18 protein-coding genes are annotated in these 14,778 nt (G+C 70.1%); 10 read left to right on the top strand and 8 right to left on the bottom strand.

Annotated features, from left to right (window positions below):
- Positions 1-9 precede the first annotated feature (9 nt).
- Positions 10-1,488, bottom strand: coding sequence for a YbbN family protein (locus LUW87_RS06235; protein ID WP_232670239.1), 1,479 nt, complete (start codon positions 1,486-1,488; stop codon positions 10-12).
- Positions 1,489-1,695: 207 nt separating this feature from the next.
- Here LUW87_RS06235 and LUW87_RS06230 point away from each other — a divergent pair, with 207 nt between their 5' ends.
- From LUW87_RS06230 to LUW87_RS06220, 3 genes are read left to right on the top strand one after another with little or no spacing between them, the layout of a single operon-like run.
- Positions 1,696-2,544, top strand: a complete 849-nt coding sequence (locus LUW87_RS06230) for an MBL fold metallo-hydrolase (protein ID WP_232670238.1) — start codon at positions 1,696-1,698, stop codon at positions 2,542-2,544.
- Positions 2,545-2,556: 12 nt separating this feature from the next.
- A complete protein-coding gene (locus LUW87_RS06225) occupies positions 2,557-3,051 on the top strand; it encodes a flavin reductase family protein (RefSeq protein ID WP_232670237.1) in 495 nt (164 codons plus the stop codon).
- Between the two features lie 8 nt (positions 3,052-3,059).
- Positions 3,060-3,578 (top strand): gamma carbonic anhydrase family protein, encoded by a 519-nt coding sequence (locus LUW87_RS06220; protein ID WP_232670236.1) that lies wholly within the window; start codon positions 3,060-3,062, stop codon positions 3,576-3,578.
- Between the two features lie 79 nt (positions 3,579-3,657).
- Here the strand turns inward: LUW87_RS06220 and LUW87_RS06215 are convergent, their stop codons facing one another.
- The gene (locus LUW87_RS06215; RefSeq protein ID WP_232670234.1) at positions 3,658-4,167 is read right to left on the bottom strand and encodes a DUF2752 domain-containing protein; all 510 of its coding nucleotides are present in this window, start codon (positions 4,165-4,167) and stop codon (positions 3,658-3,660) included.
- A gap of 78 nt (positions 4,168-4,245) precedes the next feature.
- Between LUW87_RS06215 and LUW87_RS06210 the strand changes: the two genes are divergently transcribed.
- The 7 genes from LUW87_RS06210 (at position 4,246) to LUW87_RS06180 (ending at position 9,996) form a co-directional block, all read left to right on the top strand.
- A complete protein-coding gene (locus LUW87_RS06210) occupies positions 4,246-5,127 on the top strand; it encodes an LLM class F420-dependent oxidoreductase (RefSeq protein ID WP_232670233.1) in 882 nt (293 codons plus the stop codon).
- Positions 5,128-5,314: 187 nt separating this feature from the next.
- Entirely contained in the window at positions 5,315-6,718 is a 1,404-nt protein-coding gene (gene sufB, locus LUW87_RS06205; RefSeq protein ID WP_232670232.1) for a Fe-S cluster assembly protein SufB, read from the top strand.
- Between the two features lie 56 nt (positions 6,719-6,774).
- Positions 6,775-7,125: a hypothetical protein gene (locus LUW87_RS06200; protein ID WP_232670231.1), complete on the top strand. Its 351-nt coding sequence runs from the start codon at positions 6,775-6,777 to the stop codon at positions 7,123-7,125.
- A gap of 316 nt (positions 7,126-7,441) precedes the next feature.
- A complete protein-coding gene (gene sufD, locus LUW87_RS06195) occupies positions 7,442-8,509 on the top strand; it encodes a Fe-S cluster assembly protein SufD (protein WP_232670230.1) in 1,068 nt (355 codons plus the stop codon).
- A complete protein-coding gene (locus LUW87_RS06190) occupies positions 8,506-8,820 on the top strand; it encodes a non-heme iron oxygenase ferredoxin subunit (RefSeq protein WP_232670229.1) in 315 nt (104 codons plus the stop codon). The genes sufD and LUW87_RS06190 overlap by 4 nt, the downstream gene beginning before the upstream one ends.
- Before the next feature lies 1 nt (position 8,821).
- Complete coding sequence (gene sufC / locus LUW87_RS06185; protein WP_232670228.1) at positions 8,822-9,667, top strand: Fe-S cluster assembly ATPase SufC; 846 nt, start codon at positions 8,822-8,824, stop codon at positions 9,665-9,667.
- A gap of 35 nt (positions 9,668-9,702) precedes the next feature.
- Positions 9,703-9,996, top strand: a complete 294-nt coding sequence (locus tag LUW87_RS06180; RefSeq protein ID WP_232670227.1) for a 4a-hydroxytetrahydrobiopterin dehydratase — start codon at positions 9,703-9,705, stop codon at positions 9,994-9,996.
- A 37-nt stretch (positions 9,997-10,033) separates the two neighbouring features.
- On the opposite strand, the gene sufU is transcribed toward LUW87_RS06180, so the two are convergent.
- The 6 genes from sufU to LUW87_RS06150 all read right to left on the bottom strand — a co-directional run bounded on the left by sufU (position 10,034) and on the right by LUW87_RS06150 (position 14,777).
- Positions 10,034-10,534: a Fe-S cluster assembly sulfur transfer protein SufU gene (gene sufU, locus LUW87_RS06175; RefSeq protein ID WP_232670226.1), complete on the bottom strand. Its 501-nt coding sequence runs from the start codon at positions 10,532-10,534 to the stop codon at positions 10,034-10,036.
- Between the two features lie 87 nt (positions 10,535-10,621).
- Positions 10,622-11,872 carry a SufS family cysteine desulfurase gene (locus LUW87_RS06170; protein ID WP_232670224.1) on the bottom strand — a complete coding sequence of 417 codons (1,251 nt, stop codon included), beginning with the start codon at positions 11,870-11,872 and terminating at the stop codon, positions 10,622-10,624.
- Positions 11,863-12,618, bottom strand: a complete 756-nt coding sequence (gene sufC, locus LUW87_RS06165; RefSeq protein ID WP_232670223.1) for a Fe-S cluster assembly ATPase SufC — start codon at positions 12,616-12,618, stop codon at positions 11,863-11,865. The genes LUW87_RS06170 and sufC (LUW87_RS06165) overlap by 10 nt, the downstream gene beginning before the upstream one ends.
- A gap of 97 nt (positions 12,619-12,715) precedes the next feature.
- Positions 12,716-13,618 carry a hypothetical protein gene (locus LUW87_RS06160; protein WP_232670222.1) on the bottom strand — a complete coding sequence of 301 codons (903 nt, stop codon included), beginning with the start codon at positions 13,616-13,618 and terminating at the stop codon, positions 12,716-12,718.
- 79 nt (positions 13,619-13,697) lie between these two features.
- Positions 13,698-14,303, bottom strand: coding sequence for an MBL fold metallo-hydrolase (locus LUW87_RS06155; RefSeq protein WP_232670221.1), 606 nt, complete (start codon positions 14,301-14,303; stop codon positions 13,698-13,700).
- Positions 14,304-14,363: 60 nt separating this feature from the next.
- Complete coding sequence (locus LUW87_RS06150) at positions 14,364-14,777, bottom strand: type II toxin-antitoxin system VapC family toxin (RefSeq protein ID WP_232670220.1); 414 nt, start codon at positions 14,775-14,777, stop codon at positions 14,364-14,366.
- Position 14,778: the final 1 nt, after the last annotated feature.

The following is a 14,778-nucleotide window of genomic DNA, read 5'->3' as shown; positions in this document are numbered from 1 at the left end:
CGTGGTCGGTCACGGACGCACCTCCAAGGTGACGGGTTGGCTGCCGATGGCGCCAGAGGCCCAGGAGCCGATGATGGCACTGAACATGCCCGCCCCGCCGCCGGCGTAGGTGATGAGCAGCCCGCCGTCGCGGAACTTGGGCAGCCGGAGGCCGGCGAGGGAGGGGTCGAGGCCCGGGGCCATGCCGTCGAGGCCCTTGAGGACGGAGTCGGTGTCGGTCATCAACAGCTCGGCGAGCTCCCGGTGCAGGCGGGCCTTGCTCCACCCGGCCTCGGCGAAGACCCGACCGTGCTCCGGGCTCACGACCACCATGGCGTCGAAGGCGACGAGGGCCCGGGGGTGGGCCACGGTGCGCAGGCAGGCGGCGAACGTGCGGGCCAGCGATTCCGGGGTGCGGGAGTCCTGGTCGGCGAGCCCGCGCACGCCCTCGGCGGCGAAGAGCGTGACCGCCGAGCGGTCCTCGGCGACGCCGCGTTCGGTGGCCAGGGACTCCCAGGGGGACCCCTCCTCGTCCTCGGCGAAGCAGAAGGTGTACTTGCCGGGGTTGCCGAGCGTGGCCCGATCGATGCCGCCCGGCCGGCCGCCGCCCACGTTGCGGATCACCAGCTGCAGGGCTCGCCCGATGGTGGCGTTGGCCCGGTTGCCCTGGCCGAGCGCGTTGATGCCGCTGTTCATGCCGATGGCTCGCGCCATCGGGCCGTTGACGACCACGAGCGGCCCGGCGAACCAGGTCGTGGCCAGGACCCCGTGGATGTTGAACTCGTCGGTGCAGGCCGCTTCGACGGCGGTCAGCACCACGGGGAGGTACTCGGGCTTGCAGCCCGCCATCACCGCGTTGATCGCCACCTTCTCGACCGTGCACTCCACCAGGTCGGGTGGTACCACGGCCACCAGGTCGTCGGGCGACCGGGAGGTGGCGTCGAGCATGCGCAGCACGCGCTCGGGCGTGGGTGGCACCACGGGGAGGCCATCGGTGAAGCCCCGCTCGAACAGCGACTCCATCTCGTCGTCGAGGGCGGAGATCTGGATGCGGCGGGAGCGGAGCCGGCCGCCCTCGTGGCGGACCTGGAGACGAGCCCATCGGGCGGGCTCCTCGCTGAGCGAGCCGCACCCCGGACGGAAGTCGGGGAGCTGCGGGCCGAGGTCCGACCGCCCGGTGAGGCCCTGCCACTCCTCGCGGAGCCACCCCTCGGTGCGGGCCACCTCCTGACCGCCCTGGCGCCGCACGAGGGTCGGCACGGTGGTCACCTGCAGCGCCCACGAGACGTCGAGGTCGTCGTCGGCCGAGCAGCGGGGGAGATGGGCGAAGGGCTCGGTGTCGTCCTGGACGAGCACGGTGAGCTCCCCGTCGTCGGCCAACTGCTCGAGGACGGGGACGACCAGCAGGCAGGTGGGGCAGTCCCGCTTGACGACCACCACCAGGCCGTCGTCGGGCAGGTCCGGCGGGGTCGTCTCCGCCGAGACGGCGGCTGGTGCGTCGTCGCTCATCCTGGCTCCCTCTCGCGCCCGGCGCGGGTGCCCCTGGGGTGGCCGCCGGCGCCCCCGGCTCGTCCGGTGCGGATCGTGTCCCCCTGCATGGTGCGCGAAGCTACCGGTCCCGGAGTCGATGTGAGACTTGTCACTCGGGGTTCACGCGCTCGACACGGTGGTTTACCCTCGGCCGGGCACTCGCGAGGGGGAGTTACTCGTTTGGACGTGACGTTCTACGGAGTCCGAGGTTCCACTCCCTGCTCGTGCGACGAGAACCGTCGGTACGGCGGCAACACGTCCTGCGTGGTGCTGCGGGCTCCCGGTGCCGATCCGATCCTGCTCGACCTGGGCACCGGTCTGCGCTTCTTCGGTCTCGACCAGGCCGAGGGCGAGATGATGCGGGCCCACGCCCTCGTCACCCACCTGCACTGGGACCACGTCCAGGGCCTGCCCTTCTGCCCTCCGCTGCTCTCGCCGGGGGCCGAGCTGACCGTCTACGGTCCGGCCGACGGCTCCCGCAGCTTCGGTGAGGCCTTCGACCAGCTCATGGCCCCGCCGTTCTTCCCGGTACGGGCCCACGAGCTCTCCGGCGACATCGTGTTCGTCACCCTCCCGGCCGGCACCCACCAGATCGCCGGGGCGTCGGTCACCGCCGCCCTGGTGCCCCACACCGGCGAGACGTTCGGGTACCGCATCGAGCGTGACGGCGTCGCCGTCGTCTACATCAGCGACCACCAACAGCCGGTCGACGACCCCAGCCACATCGCTCCGGCCGTGCTCTCGCTGTGCCAGGGTGCCGACCTCTTGATCCACGACGCCCAGTACACGCCCGACGAGTTCGTCCTGCGGGCGCACTGGGGCCACTGCACCGTCGACTACGCCGTGCACGTGGCGGCGGAGGCGGGCGTGCGGGCGCTGGCGCTGTTCCACCACGACCCCGGCCACGACGACGAGAGCGTCGATCTGCTGGAGCTCGCCGCAGCCGAGAGGGCGCGCGAACGGGGGGTCCCGAAGGTGTTCGCCGCCGCCGAGGGGCTCACCGTCTCCGTCGAGCGGGCATCGGTGGGGGCCTAGACTCGCCTCCTTGTGAGCCCAGAACACGTCCCCAGCTTCGATTCGGCCAAGTTCCGTCAGGTCCTCGGGCACTTCCCGACCGGGGTGACGGTCATCTCCTCGATGTACGAGGACACGCCGGTCGGCCTCGCCGTCGGATCGTTCGCCTCGCTGTCGCTCGAGCCCCCGCAGGTGCTGTTCTGCCCGGGGAAGCAGTCGAGCACGTGGCCCAAGATCCAGCAGTCCGGTGCCTTCTGCGTCAACATCCTGGCCGAGGACCAAGAGGACGTCTGCCGGGTCTTCGCGTCGAGCGCCGCCGACAAGTTCGCCGAGGTCGGTTGGCGGAAGTCGGGCAACGGTTCGCCCATCATCGACGGGGTCCTCGCCTACGTCGACTGCACCGTGGCCGACGTCGTCGAGGCCGGCGACCACTACGTCGTCATCGGGGCCGTGCACGACCTCGAGGTGCGCCACGAGGGCGGGCCGCTGCTGTTCTTCCGTGGCGGCTACGGCCGCTACACCATCTAGATCGCCCAATGGCGATCTACGCCCTCGGCGACGTCGAACCCCGCATCCACCCGTCGGCGTTCGTGCACCCCGACGCCGTCGTCATCGGCGACGTCGAGATCGGCGCGGAGTCCACGATCTGGCCCTGTTCGGTCCTTCGGGGCGACAACGGGGGGATCGTGATCGGGGCGCGCACGTCCATCCAGGACGGCTCGGTGGTGCACTGCATCCCCACCCGCCCCACCCTGGTGGGCGACGACTGCGTGATCGGCCACATCGTCCACCTCGAGGGGTGCACCATCGAGGACGCCGCGCTGGTCGGCAACGGCTCGGTGGTGCTGCACGAGGCCATCGTGCGTTCGGGGGCCCTGGTCGGCTCCAACGCAGTCGTGCCCGATCGCATGGAGGTCCCCACCGGGATGATGGCCCTCGGCGTGCCCGCCAAGCTGCGCGAGGGCACTGGCAAGCTCGACGGCATCCTCTACGCCGCCGGCGACTACGTGAAGAAGGGCCAGCGCTACAGGGCCGAGCTGCGTCGTCTCGACTGAGCGCTCGCATCGTTCGGTCCGAGGTGCTCCGGTTCGGCGGCGCTCGCACCACGAGCGTCGGCGCCGGAGCGGTGTGGGCTCAGAGCAACCCGGACGCCAACCAGTCGAACGGCGACCACGGCAGGTTGCGGATCACCCAGAACCCGCCCACCAGCGTGACGGCCGCCCACGTCATGGTGGGCGTCCAGCGCCACGTGGGAGCCCGGTTCCGGGGCTGGGTCCCGAACAGGAGGCTGCGCACGGCCCAGAAGAGCAAGAAGGGCAGCGCCAGCACGAACAGGGCGTTGTGGTCGAGCGCCTGCAGGGGGTTGCCGGTGACCAGGGCGTGCAGCGCCCGGGTGATGCCGCAGCCCGGGCAGTCGAGGCCGGTGACGGCCAAGAAGGGGCACGCCGGGTAGAGCGACGAGGAGCTGTTGGGGTCGTAGAGGGCCACGTAGGCGCACCCGGCCAGGGCGGTGGCACCGAGCGCGCCGATCCTCCACCACGACACGCCACCCGGCGCAACGGTGCCCACGCCGGCGGTGTCGACATCGGCACGGTCGTCGTCGCGCACCGGCGGCGGCGGTGGGGGTGGGGGCGCCAGACTCACGTCCTCGAGTGTAGGCACGGGGATCCCGCGGTCGCGGGCCATCCCCTCGGTGCGGCGCTGGTTGCGTAGGGTCGGGGCATGGATCTCGGACGCGTAGGACTGTGGCAGTACCAGCTCGACCAGGTGCCCTCGGCGCAGAGCCAGGAGGTGGCCGCCGAGATCGAGGAGCTCGGGTACGGGGCCATCTGGATCCCCGAGATGGTGGGGCGGGAGTCGTTCGTCAACTCCACTCTCTTGCTCTCGGGCACCGAGCGCATCGTCATCGCCACCGGCATCGCCTCGATCTGGGCCCGCGACGCCCTCAACGCCAACTCGGCGCTGCACACCATCACCGAGGCCTTCCCCGATCGCTTCCTCATGGGGCTCGGGGTGAGCCATCAGGTGATGGTGGAGGGCCTCCGGGGCCACGACTACTCGCGCCCGTTCTCGGCGATGCAGGCCTACCTCGAGGCCATGGACAACGGCATGTTCACCGCTTCGCCGCCCACCACCGACACCCACCGGGTCCTCGCCGCGCTCGGTCCCAGGATGCTCGCCCTAGCCGCCGAGCGCACCGACGGGGCCCACCCCTACTTCATCCCGGTGGAGCACACGGCCTTCGCCCGCGAGCAGATGGGTCCCGACGCCAAGCTCTACCCGGAGCAGGCGGCGGTGCTGGAGACGGACCCCGCCAAGGCCCGCGAGATCGCCCGGGGCCACATGTCGATGTACCTCACCCTGCCGAACTACACCAACAACCTGAAGCGGTTCGGCTGGACCGACGACGACTTCGCCGACGGGGGCAGCGACGCCCTGGTCGACGCCATCGTGGCCTGGGGCGACGAAGCCGCCATCGCCGAACGGGTGGCGGCCCACCACGCCGCCGGTGCCGACCACGTCTGCGTCCAGGTCCTGCCGGCCGAGCCCACGGCCATCCCCATGGACGAGTGGCGTCGTCTGGCCCCCGCCCTGCTCGGCTGAGTTCGACCGCGCCGCCGGACGGGGCTCTCCCCGCCGCCACGCGGAGATTGCACGGGGGATGCCGGGAAAATCCCCGCCGGACTGGTGGTCCCGGCCCCGGGGTTTGTTACTATCGCCATAGGAGAAATTCTCGGGTGTCGGGTACGTCCCCGTCCTCCCGCCCCCTCGATCCCAGGAGCGAGCCCGCATGGCCACCACCGATCTCGATCTCGACCTCGGCCGCTACAAGCTGGGTTGGTCCGACGAAGAGGACTACGTCTTCAAGCCCAAGAAGGGGCTGACCGAGGACATCATCCGCGAGATGTCGTGGATGAAGGGCGAACCGGACTGGATGCGCGACTACCGCATGAAGTCCTACCAGCACTTCCTGCGGCGCCCGATGCCCAACTGGGGCGGCGACATGTCGGAGATCTACTTCGACGACATCTTCTACTACATCAAGCCCACCGACCATCAGGTCGACGCGTGGGACGAGCTGCCCGATTCGGTCAAGCAGACCTACGAGAAGCTGGGCATCCCCGAGGCCGAGCGCAAGTACCTGGCCGGGGTCACCGCCCAGTACGAGTCCGAGGTCGTGTACCACAAGAACCGCGAGGACCTCGAGGCCCAGGGCGTCATCTTCACCGACATGGACACCGCGCTGCGCGAGTACCCCGAGATCGTGCGGGCCTACTTCGGCACCGTGATCCCCAAGAACGACAACAAGTTCGCGGCGTTGAACTCGGCGGTGTGGTCCGGTGGGTCGTTCATCTACGTGCCGCCCGGCGTGCACGTCGAGATGCCGCTGCAGGCCTACTTCCGCATCAACGCCGAGAACATGGGCCAGTTCGAACGCACTCTCATCATCGCCGACGAGGGCAGCTCGGTGCACTACATCGAGGGGTGCTCGGCACCCACCTACACCACGGACTCCCTGCACTCCGCAGTGGTCGAGATCGTCGTGAAGCCCAGCGCCCGGGTCACCTACACGACCATCCAGAACTGGTCGAACAACGTCTTCAACCTGGTGACCAAGCGGGCCCGGGTCGAGACCGAGGGCCACATGGAGTGGATCGACGGAAACATCGGCAGTCGCCTCACCATGAAGTACCCGGCGGTCTACATGGTCGGGCCCAAGGCCTCCGGTGAGGTCCTGTCGGTGGCCTACGCCGGCCACGGCATGCACCAGGACGCCGGCGCCAAGATGGTGCACGCCGCGCCCGAGACGACCTCCAAGATCGTCTCCAAGTCCATCTCCAAGGACGGCGGCCGCACCTCGTACCGAGGGCTCGTGCGGGTGGAGGACGACGCCTACGGGTGCAAGAGCCACGTGCAGTGCGACGCCCTCATCCTCGACGACGATTCCGTCTCGGACACCTTCCCCTACATGGAGGTCGGTTCTCGCGACGCCATCGTCGGCCACGAGGCCACGGTGTCCAAGGTGGCCGACGAGCAGCTCTTCTACCTGATGAGCCGCGGCCTCTCCGAGGAGCAAGCCATGGGCATGGTGGTCAACGGCTTCATCGAGCCCGTCACCCGCACGCTCCCGATGGAGTACGCGGTCGAGTGGAGCCGCCTCATCGAGCTGCAGATGGAGGGCTCGGTCGGCTGACGCCGGTCCCCGACGCCTGACATCTACGACGCTCGTCCGCGAGGCAGACTCGACCCATGCCCATGCGTGAGGAGTGCAAGCAGTTCGAGAGCCGGACGTACGCGACTGGTGACACCGTCCGGAAGTGCAACCTCGATCTGGCCCCCGAGGCACCGTGGCGGTGCCCGTCGAACTGCGCCAAGTACGAGCCGCGCCTCGTCGACGTGGACTGGCGACACGGCACCCTGGTCACCCCGGCCACGCCCCCGGAACCCGTCGGTGAGGACATCGGGGCCCTGCTCGACGCGGCCGAGGACATCGTGAACGCCGTCGGGCCCACGGTGCTCGCCGAGGTGGAAGCGGAACGGGCCCGTGGATCGCGCAAGGGCCTGGCCCGCCTGTTCGGCCGGTTCCGCCGAGACCGCTGAACCTGGCGGCGCCGATCTCGGTCCGGGCTGGCCGGAATTTCTCCTACGGCGGTAGTGTGAATTCGTTCCCAGCCCGCCGGCGCCCCCAGCGCCCCTTCGCCGAGGTATCGCCCTGAACCGCCTGACGTCCGCCGCCCGCGAGCTCCGCGGCCCCGCCTGGCTGAACGAGCGCCGGGCTCGCACCGTCGAACTCCTGGGAGACGCCACTCTCCCGTCCACCGAGGAGGAGGTCTGGCGCTACAGCCGCATCGCCGACCTCGACCTCGACCAGTGGGAGCTGGCCACCGACAGCCCCGCCCCGGCCACGCCGGCCGGGGTGACCGCCGTGCTCGACGCCGTCCCCGATCGGGCCGCCACCGTCGTGGTGCGCAACGGCTTCGTCGTCCGCGCCGACCTCGACCCCGCGTGGGAGGCCAAGGGCCTCTATGTGGGCCCGTTGGTCGACGGCCCCGACGCCGAGGCTGCTCTGGGTGCGGTCGCCGAGCATCCCATCGACGTGTTCGCCGCGCTCAACGACGCCTGCACGGCCGAGCCGCTGCTCGTGTCGGTGCCGCGGGGGCTCACCGTCGATGTGCCGATCGTCATCGCCGACTGGGTCGACCAGGACGGCGCGGCGGTGTTCCCCCGGCTCGTCGTCCGCGTCGGCGAGGACGCCGAGGCCAAGGTGGTCGTGTGGCAGGGGTCCGAGGACGTGGCGGCCTTCGTGGCCCCGGTGGTCGAGCTCGACGTGGCCCGGGCGGCCCGCCTGTCCTACGGCGAGGTGCAGGACCGCACCGGACGCGTCTGGCAGATCACCTCCCAGGTGGGGCGGGCCGACGCCGACGCCACGCTGACCGGCTCGCACGCCGGCCTCGGTGGCGACTACGCCCGGGTGCGCACCGACTGCGGGCTCGTCGGCAGGGGAGCCACCGGCAACCTCCAGGCCGTGTACTTCGGCGAACGGAGCCAGACACTCGACTTTCGCACCTTCCAGGACCACGTGGCCCCCGACACCACCTCGAACCTGCTGTTCAAGGGCGTCGTGGGCGACCAATCCCGCTCGGTGTACACCGGGCGCATCAGGGTGGAGAAGGAGGCGCGGGGCACCAACGCCTTCCAGACCAACCGCAACATCAAGCTCTCCGAGGACGCCTGGGCGGAGTCCGTGCCCAACCTCGAGATCGAGAACAACGACGTGCACTGCAGCCATGCGTCCACCGTCGGGCCCATCGACGAGGAACAGCGCTTCTACCTCGAGAGCCGGGGCGTGCCCACCGAGATCGCCGACCGCTTGATCGTGGCCGGGTTCTTCGACGAGGTCCTCGAGCAGTTCCCGGTGCCGGGTGTGCGACCCCTCATCGAGGCCGCCATCGAGGCTCGCCTGGACCGGCGGGAGCAGCCATGAGCGCCCAGCGCCTCTGCTCGGTCACCGACGTCCCCGACGGCGAGGCCCGCCGCATCGACGTGGCCGGCCACCGCCTCGCCGTGGTCCGCCTGGGCGACGACTGGTACGTCATCGGCGACCGGTGCACCCACCAGGACATCTCGCTCGCCGAGGGCGACGTCGACCCGGACCGCCTGGAGATCGAGTGCTGGAAGCACGGCAGCTGCTTCTCGCTCGTCACCGGCGAGCCCAGCTCGATGCCCGCCACCAAGCCCACGCCCACCTACACCGTCACCGTCGACGGTGACGACGTCTTCGTGGAGATCGACTGACATGGCAGAGCTCCGTATCGAGAACCTCACCGCCGAGGTCGACGGCAAGCCGATCCTCAACGGCATCGACCTCGTCGTGCGCGCCGGTGAAGTGCACGCCGTCATGGGACCCAACGGCTCGGGGAAGTCCACCCTGTCGCACGTGCTCATGGGCAAGCCCGGCTACACCGTGACCGGTGGCTCGGTCACCGTCGGCGGCGTCGACCTGCTCGGTCTGCCCACCTGGAAGCGAGCCCAGGCCGGCCTCTTCCTGGCCATGCAGTACCCCGTCGAGGTGCCCGGCGTGAGTCTCCAGGACCTGCTCATGGAGTCGCGCGGTGCCGCCGGGCACGACGTCTCGGTCGTGCCGGCCGAGATCGCCGCCGAGGCCGAACGCATCGGCTTCGCCGAGCGCCTGCACACCCGGGCGCTCAACGTCGACCTCTCCGGCGGCGAGAAGAAGCGCAACGAGACCTTGCAGCTGGCGGTGCTCAAGCCCCGCTTCGCCGTGCTCGACGAGCTCGACTCCGGCCTCGACGTCGACGCCCTGCGGGCGTGCGCCCGACGGGTCGAGGCGGCCACCGAGGAGTTCGGCCTCGGCGTGCTGGCCATCACCCACTACAAGCGGCTGCTCGACGAGCTGAAGCCCGATGTCGTGCACGTGCTGGTCAAGGGGCGGATCATCGCCACGGGCGGTCCCGAGCTGGCCGACGAGCTCGAGCGCACCGGCTACGCCGAGTACCAGGAGGAGGAGGCCGAGATGGCGGACGCAGTCCCCAAGGCCCGGGTCCTCGACCCCTCGATGCACCCAGGAGCGGGCGGCCCCGGTGGCATGTTCGACGACCCCTTCGCCGATCCGCTGGCCTGACCGATCCGCGACACCGACCGCCAGGAGGTCGTCTCATGGCCCGATCCACCCCGCTCACGTCCGCCGAGGTCGACGCCCAGCTCCGGGAGCGCCCGGAGTGGGAGGTCGTCGACGGTCGTCTGCACCGCGAGCTCGAGTTCGCCGACTTCGTCGAGGCCTTCGGCTTCATGACCCGCGTGGCGTTGGTGGCGGAGAAGCTCGATCACCACCCGGACTGGTCCAACAGCTGGAACCGCGTCGTGATCGACATCGTCAACCACGACGCCGGCGGACTCACCCCGGAGTGCTTCGAGTTGGCCCGGAGGGCGGACGAGGCCGCATCGGGCTGATCGGCCCGGCTGGCGTGGCGCTCGGTCCTGCGCCGCCTCAGGCGTCCTCGCCGGCCGCGGACTCGTCGAGGCCCTGGCCGAGGGTGTTCCACGCCAGGGTGGCGCACTTGATGCGCACCGGGAACTTGACCACGCCGCGCAGCGCCTCGAGGTCGCCCAGCTTCACGTCGGGCACATCGGTGGTCTCGCCGGTGGCGGCGTCGGTGCCCTCGGCCCCCTCGAGCGAGCTCTCGTGCACCGACATCATGGCCTTGAAGGCCCGGGTCAGGTCACGGATCTCCTCGACGGTCTTGCCCTTCACCGCGGCTGACATCATCGACGCCGACGACTGGCTGATCGAGCACCCCTGACCCGAGATCTTGATGTCGTCGACGGTGCCGTCGTCGGCCACGTCGAGGTACACGACGATCTCGTCGCCACACAGAGGGTTGAACCCCTCCACCCGATGGGCGGGCGGCGACTCGAGCTCGCCCCGGTTCCGGGGGTTGCGGTAGTGGTCGAGGATGATCTCGCGGTACAGGTCTTCGAGGCCGGGCATCGAGGGCACTTCCTGGCGGATGGTCGAGGGGGCGGGGGACAGGCTAGGCGGGCGTCGGACCGGGCCGAGGGTTCCCGGCCGGGACGATCACCAGGCGAAGAAGTCGCCGGCGGCGTCGAGGGCGTCGCACAGGGCGTCGATGTCGGTGGTGTCGTTGTAGACGTACACCGACGCCCGCGCCGTGGCCCCCACGCCCATCAGGCGCATGAGCGGCTTGGCGCAGTGGTGTCCGGCCCGGACGCACACGGCGTGCTGGTCGAGGACCTGGGAGATGTCGTGGGGGTGCAGGTCCTTGTAGGCGAAGCTGAACACGCCCCCACGCTCGGCGGGATCCGGTGGCCCGTGCACGACGAGGTCGTCGCCGAAGCGCTCGGCGAAGGTGGCCAGGGCGTAGGTCGTGAGGGCGATCTCGTGCTCGCGCACGGCGCTCATGCCCAGACCCTCGAGGTAGTCGACCGCGGCACCGAGGCCGACGATCTCGGCGATCGGCGGGGTGCCCGCCTCGAACTTCCAGGGCACCTCGTTGGTGGTGAAGCCGTCGAGGCGCACGTCGCGGATCATCTCGCCGCCGCCGAGGAAGGGGGGCATGGCCTCGAGCAGCTCGAGGCGACCCCAGAGCACGCCGATGCCGGTGGGGCCCACCATCTTGTGGCCGGAGAAGGCCACGAAGTCGGCGCCCATGGCGGTCACGTCGGTGGGGGTGTGGGGCACCGACTGGCAGGCGTCGACGACGCTGATGGCGCCGGCGGCGCGGGCGGCGGCGGTGAGGAGGGGTATCGGGGTCAGCGTGCCGAGCACGTTGGACATGGCGGTGACGCCGAGGACCTTGGCGCCGTCGAGGAGACGGTCGAGGTCGGTGAGGTCGAGGCGGCCCTGGGCGTCGAGGGGGATCCAGCGCAGCTCGAGACCCTTCTCGGCGGCGAGCATCTGCCAGGGGACGATGTCGGCGTGGTGCTCCATGTGGGTGAGCACCACCACGTCGCCCTCGGCCAGGTTGGCCCGGCCCCACGATTGGGCGACCAGGTTCAGCGACTCGGTGGCGTTCTTGGTGAAGACGATCTCGTTGACCGACGGCGCTCCGATGAAGCGGCGCACCTTCTCGCGGGCGCCCTCCATGGCGTTGGTGGCGTCCTCGGCGATGGCGTACACGCCGCGGTGCACGTTGGCGTTGATGGACCGGTAGTACGCGTCCATGGCGTCGAGCACCAAGGTCGGCTTCTGGGCGGTGGCTGCCGAGTCGAGGTAGACGATGGGCTTGCCGTGCACCGAGCGGGACAGCAGGGGGAAGTCGGCCTTGACGACGGCGGTGTCGAGGGGATCGGAGATGGTCAGCGCCATGCGTCGTAGCCCTCCGTCTCGAGCGTCTCGGCCAGCTCCATGCCGCCCGAGGCCACGACGCGTCCGTCGATGAGCACGTGCACGACGTCGGGCTGCAGCTCGGTGAGCAGCCGCTGGTAGTGGGTGATGGCCAGGATGCCGAGCTCGGGGCGGGCGCTCTTGACCTCGCGCACGCCCTTGGCCACCACGCGGAGGGCGTCGATGTCGAGGCCGGAGTCGGTCTCGTCGAGGATGGCGACCTCGGGTTCGAGGATGGCCATCTGGAGGATCTCGTTGCGCTTCTTCTCGCCACCCGAGAAGCCCTCGTTGAGATAGCGGTCGGCGAAGGCCGGGTCCATGTCGAGGCGTTCCATCCACTCCATGATCGCCAGGCGCAGCTCGAGCATCGACAGGTCGAAGCCCTTGCGGGCGCTCAGGGCCTGGCGCAGGAAGTTGAGCACCGAGACGCCGGCGATCTCCTGGGGGTACTGGAAGGCGAGGAACATCCCGGCCTTGCCGCGCACGTCGGCGGGCCAGTCGGTGATGTCGTCGCCCTTGAGGCGGATGTGCCCGGAGGTGACCTGGTACTCGGGGCTCCCGAGCAGCGAGGAGGCCAAGGTGGACTTCCCGGAACCGTTGGGGCCCATGAGGGCGTGGATCTCACCGGGGCCGATGGTCAGGTCGACGCCGTGGAGGATCGCCGAGGGGCGGTCATCGGTCGTGCTGACGTGGAGGTCCTCGATGGCGAAGAGGGGAGCTGCAGCCATGAGGCCAGTCTAGGCGGCCCCCCGCATTCGCACTATCGCCGTAGGAGAAATTCCGCCGCCGGTCGGCTCGCCCCGAGCGTGGCGGCCCTCCCCGGGATCAGGACCCGCAGACCTCGAAGGTGTTCTCGAGCGGCCCGAGACCGGCGTCGAGGGCCTGAGATCGGAACTCCGCCAGTCCGGCCTGGCCGGCCAGCCAGTCGAGCTTGGTCCGCTGTCCCGCGGTGAGCGGCGCGACCCGGTAGACGAAGGCGCTGAACGCCTCGGCGAAGTCCTCCTCGGGGTTGGTGGCCGCGTAGGAGCCGAAGAAGCTGTCGTCGACGTCGCAGCGGTCGTCGCCGTCTTCCGGGTACGGGTCGGCGTCGACATCCACCGTGGCGAGCTCCTCGTCCGACCAGAACTCCTCGATCCACGCCGCCATGAGCGATCCCGGCCGATAGCAGCCGTCTCCGTTGAAGTGGGTCTCACAGGCAGCAGGATCGGCCACCGAACGGTCGAGCTGGTCGGGGGTCTGCGTGAACACGTGTGTGAACTCGTGGGCCAGGGTGAGCGACGCCTCGTCGCGGTCGGCGTCGAAGGCGGGCAGGTTGATCGACATCTGGAACGCCAGGCCCTCCGAGTCCAAGGCGTTCACGAAGGCGAGGGTCTGGCTGTCGTCGTCTTCGTCCGCGACGAAGCCGACGACGACGGCGAGGTCGGAGAGCTGACCGGGTGGGGTGATGGCGACGAGCTCGTCCCACGCCTCGACGAGGGTGTCGTCGGGTTCGCCGAAGCACAGCGCGCCGAGTCGCCCGTCGGTGACGACGTGGGCAGCCGTGACGAGCACCGTGTCGTCGCTCTCGAGTGCCTCGTCACAGAGCTCATCGGGGTGCACCAGGGAGCGGTCGCTCCCCGGCGCCTCGACCTGAGCTGAGCCCGAGGTCCCGCACGCCGAGGCGATCAAGACCGTCGAGGCCACCAGCAGCGCGCGCAGCATGCGAGCAGCTCGTCGAGGAACAGGCACGGACGGCGATCCTAGGTGTCGTTCACCTCGACCGAGCGGCGACACCGAACCAGAGGTTCGGCGGCGAAGAGCTGTCGGCTCACCAGCCCCGGTCGACCCACTCCTGCAGGTGAGGCCGTTCGGTGCCGATCGTGGTGCGGTCGCCGTGGCCGGGCAGGACGATGAGGTCCTCGGGGAGGGTGAAGAGACGCCGGTCGATCGACTCGATGATCGTGTCGAAGTCGCTGTGCTCGAAGCTGGTGTTGCCCGGCCCGCCCGGGAACAGGGTGTCGCCGGTGAAGAGCAGGGGGGTGCCCTCGACCTTGAAGCAGATCGAACCCGGCGTGTGGCCCGGCGTGAGGATGGTGCGCAGCTTCAGACGGCCCACGTCGAACACGGTGTCGTCCTCGAGCAGGTAGTCGTAGCTGGGCAGCATCCCGGCGTCGGCCGCGGTCACGCCGACCTCGTAGCCGGCGTCGCGGATCTCGGGGATGGCCTGGATGTGGTCCCAGTGGCCGTGGGTCTCCACCACGGTGCGCACCTCGAGGGTGCGGCACAGGTCGAGCAGGCGGTCGTGCTCGTTGGCGGCGTCGATGAGCAGCGCGTCGCCCGTCTCGGTGCAGCGCAGCACGTACACGTTGTTGTCGACGGGCCCCACCACCACGTTGTGGAGCTCCCAGCCGGTGTCGGAGAGCAGCAGCGTCATGGGACCATCCTCTCGTCTCCGGGCCCTGTTCGCACCCGGGTCCGCCCGGCCGCCGAGGTGTCAGTCCTCGGGCGTGGGTACCGGTTCGAGGTCGAGGGCCACCGCCGCCAGCACCTGGCGAGGGTCGAGGGTCAAGAGGCGCACGGGGCGGGGGAGCCGGGTGGCGGCGGCCAGGTGGATGGCGTCGACCACCCGCAGGCCGAAGTCGGCGCCGATCTCGGCGGCGCGTGAGAGGCAGCGTTCGTCGACGGGCACCACGTGGAAGGCGTCCCAGTCGGCGTAGAAACGGGCGGTGAGGTCTTCGGCTTGGCGAGCGCTCGTGGCCAGACGGGCCAGCAGGATCGTGGTCTCGCACCGCACGAGGTCCGAGGCGAACCACTGGGCCTCGGCGTCCATCAGCGCGGTGACCGCGGCGCTCTCCGGTTCGTCCACGTAGCGCTTCACCAGGGCGCTCGAGTCGATGGCCAGCGCCACG

The sequence above is a fragment of the Rhabdothermincola salaria genome (assembly GCF_021246445.1).
GTDB lineage: Bacteria > Actinomycetota > Acidimicrobiia > Acidimicrobiales > Acidimicrobilacustridaceae > Rhabdothermincola_A > Rhabdothermincola_A salaria.
Note: the sequence above shows the minus strand (reverse complement) of the source record. Positions and strands in the feature narration are given on the sequence as shown.

Coding starts and splice junctions, on each gene's coding strand:
- LUW87_RS06235 (WP_232670239.1), bottom strand. CDS start 1,488: ATGAGCGACGACGCACCAGCCGCCGTCTCGGCGGAGACGACCCCGCCG.
- LUW87_RS06220 (WP_232670236.1), top strand. CDS start 3,060: ATGGCGATCTACGCCCTCGGCGACGTCGAACCCCGCATCCACCCGTCG.
- LUW87_RS06210 (WP_232670233.1), top strand. CDS start 4,246: ATGGATCTCGGACGCGTAGGACTGTGGCAGTACCAGCTCGACCAGGTG.
- sufB (WP_232670232.1), top strand. CDS start 5,315: ATGGCCACCACCGATCTCGATCTCGACCTCGGCCGCTACAAGCTGGGT.
- LUW87_RS06200 (WP_232670231.1), top strand. CDS start 6,775: ATGCCCATGCGTGAGGAGTGCAAGCAGTTCGAGAGCCGGACGTACGCG.
- LUW87_RS06190 (WP_232670229.1), top strand. CDS start 8,506: ATGAGCGCCCAGCGCCTCTGCTCGGTCACCGACGTCCCCGACGGCGAG.
- sufC (WP_232670228.1), top strand. CDS start 8,822: ATGGCAGAGCTCCGTATCGAGAACCTCACCGCCGAGGTCGACGGCAAG.
- LUW87_RS06180 (WP_232670227.1), top strand. CDS start 9,703: ATGGCCCGATCCACCCCGCTCACGTCCGCCGAGGTCGACGCCCAGCTC.
- sufU (WP_232670226.1), bottom strand. CDS start 10,534: ATGCCCGGCCTCGAAGACCTGTACCGCGAGATCATCCTCGACCACTAC.
- LUW87_RS06170 (WP_232670224.1), bottom strand. CDS start 11,872: ATGGCGCTGACCATCTCCGATCCCCTCGACACCGCCGTCGTCAAGGCC.
- sufC (WP_232670223.1), bottom strand. CDS start 12,618: ATGGCTGCAGCTCCCCTCTTCGCCATCGAGGACCTCCACGTCAGCACG.
- LUW87_RS06155 (WP_232670221.1), bottom strand. CDS start 14,303: ATGACGCTGCTGCTCTCCGACACCGGCTGGGAGCTCCACAACGTGGTG.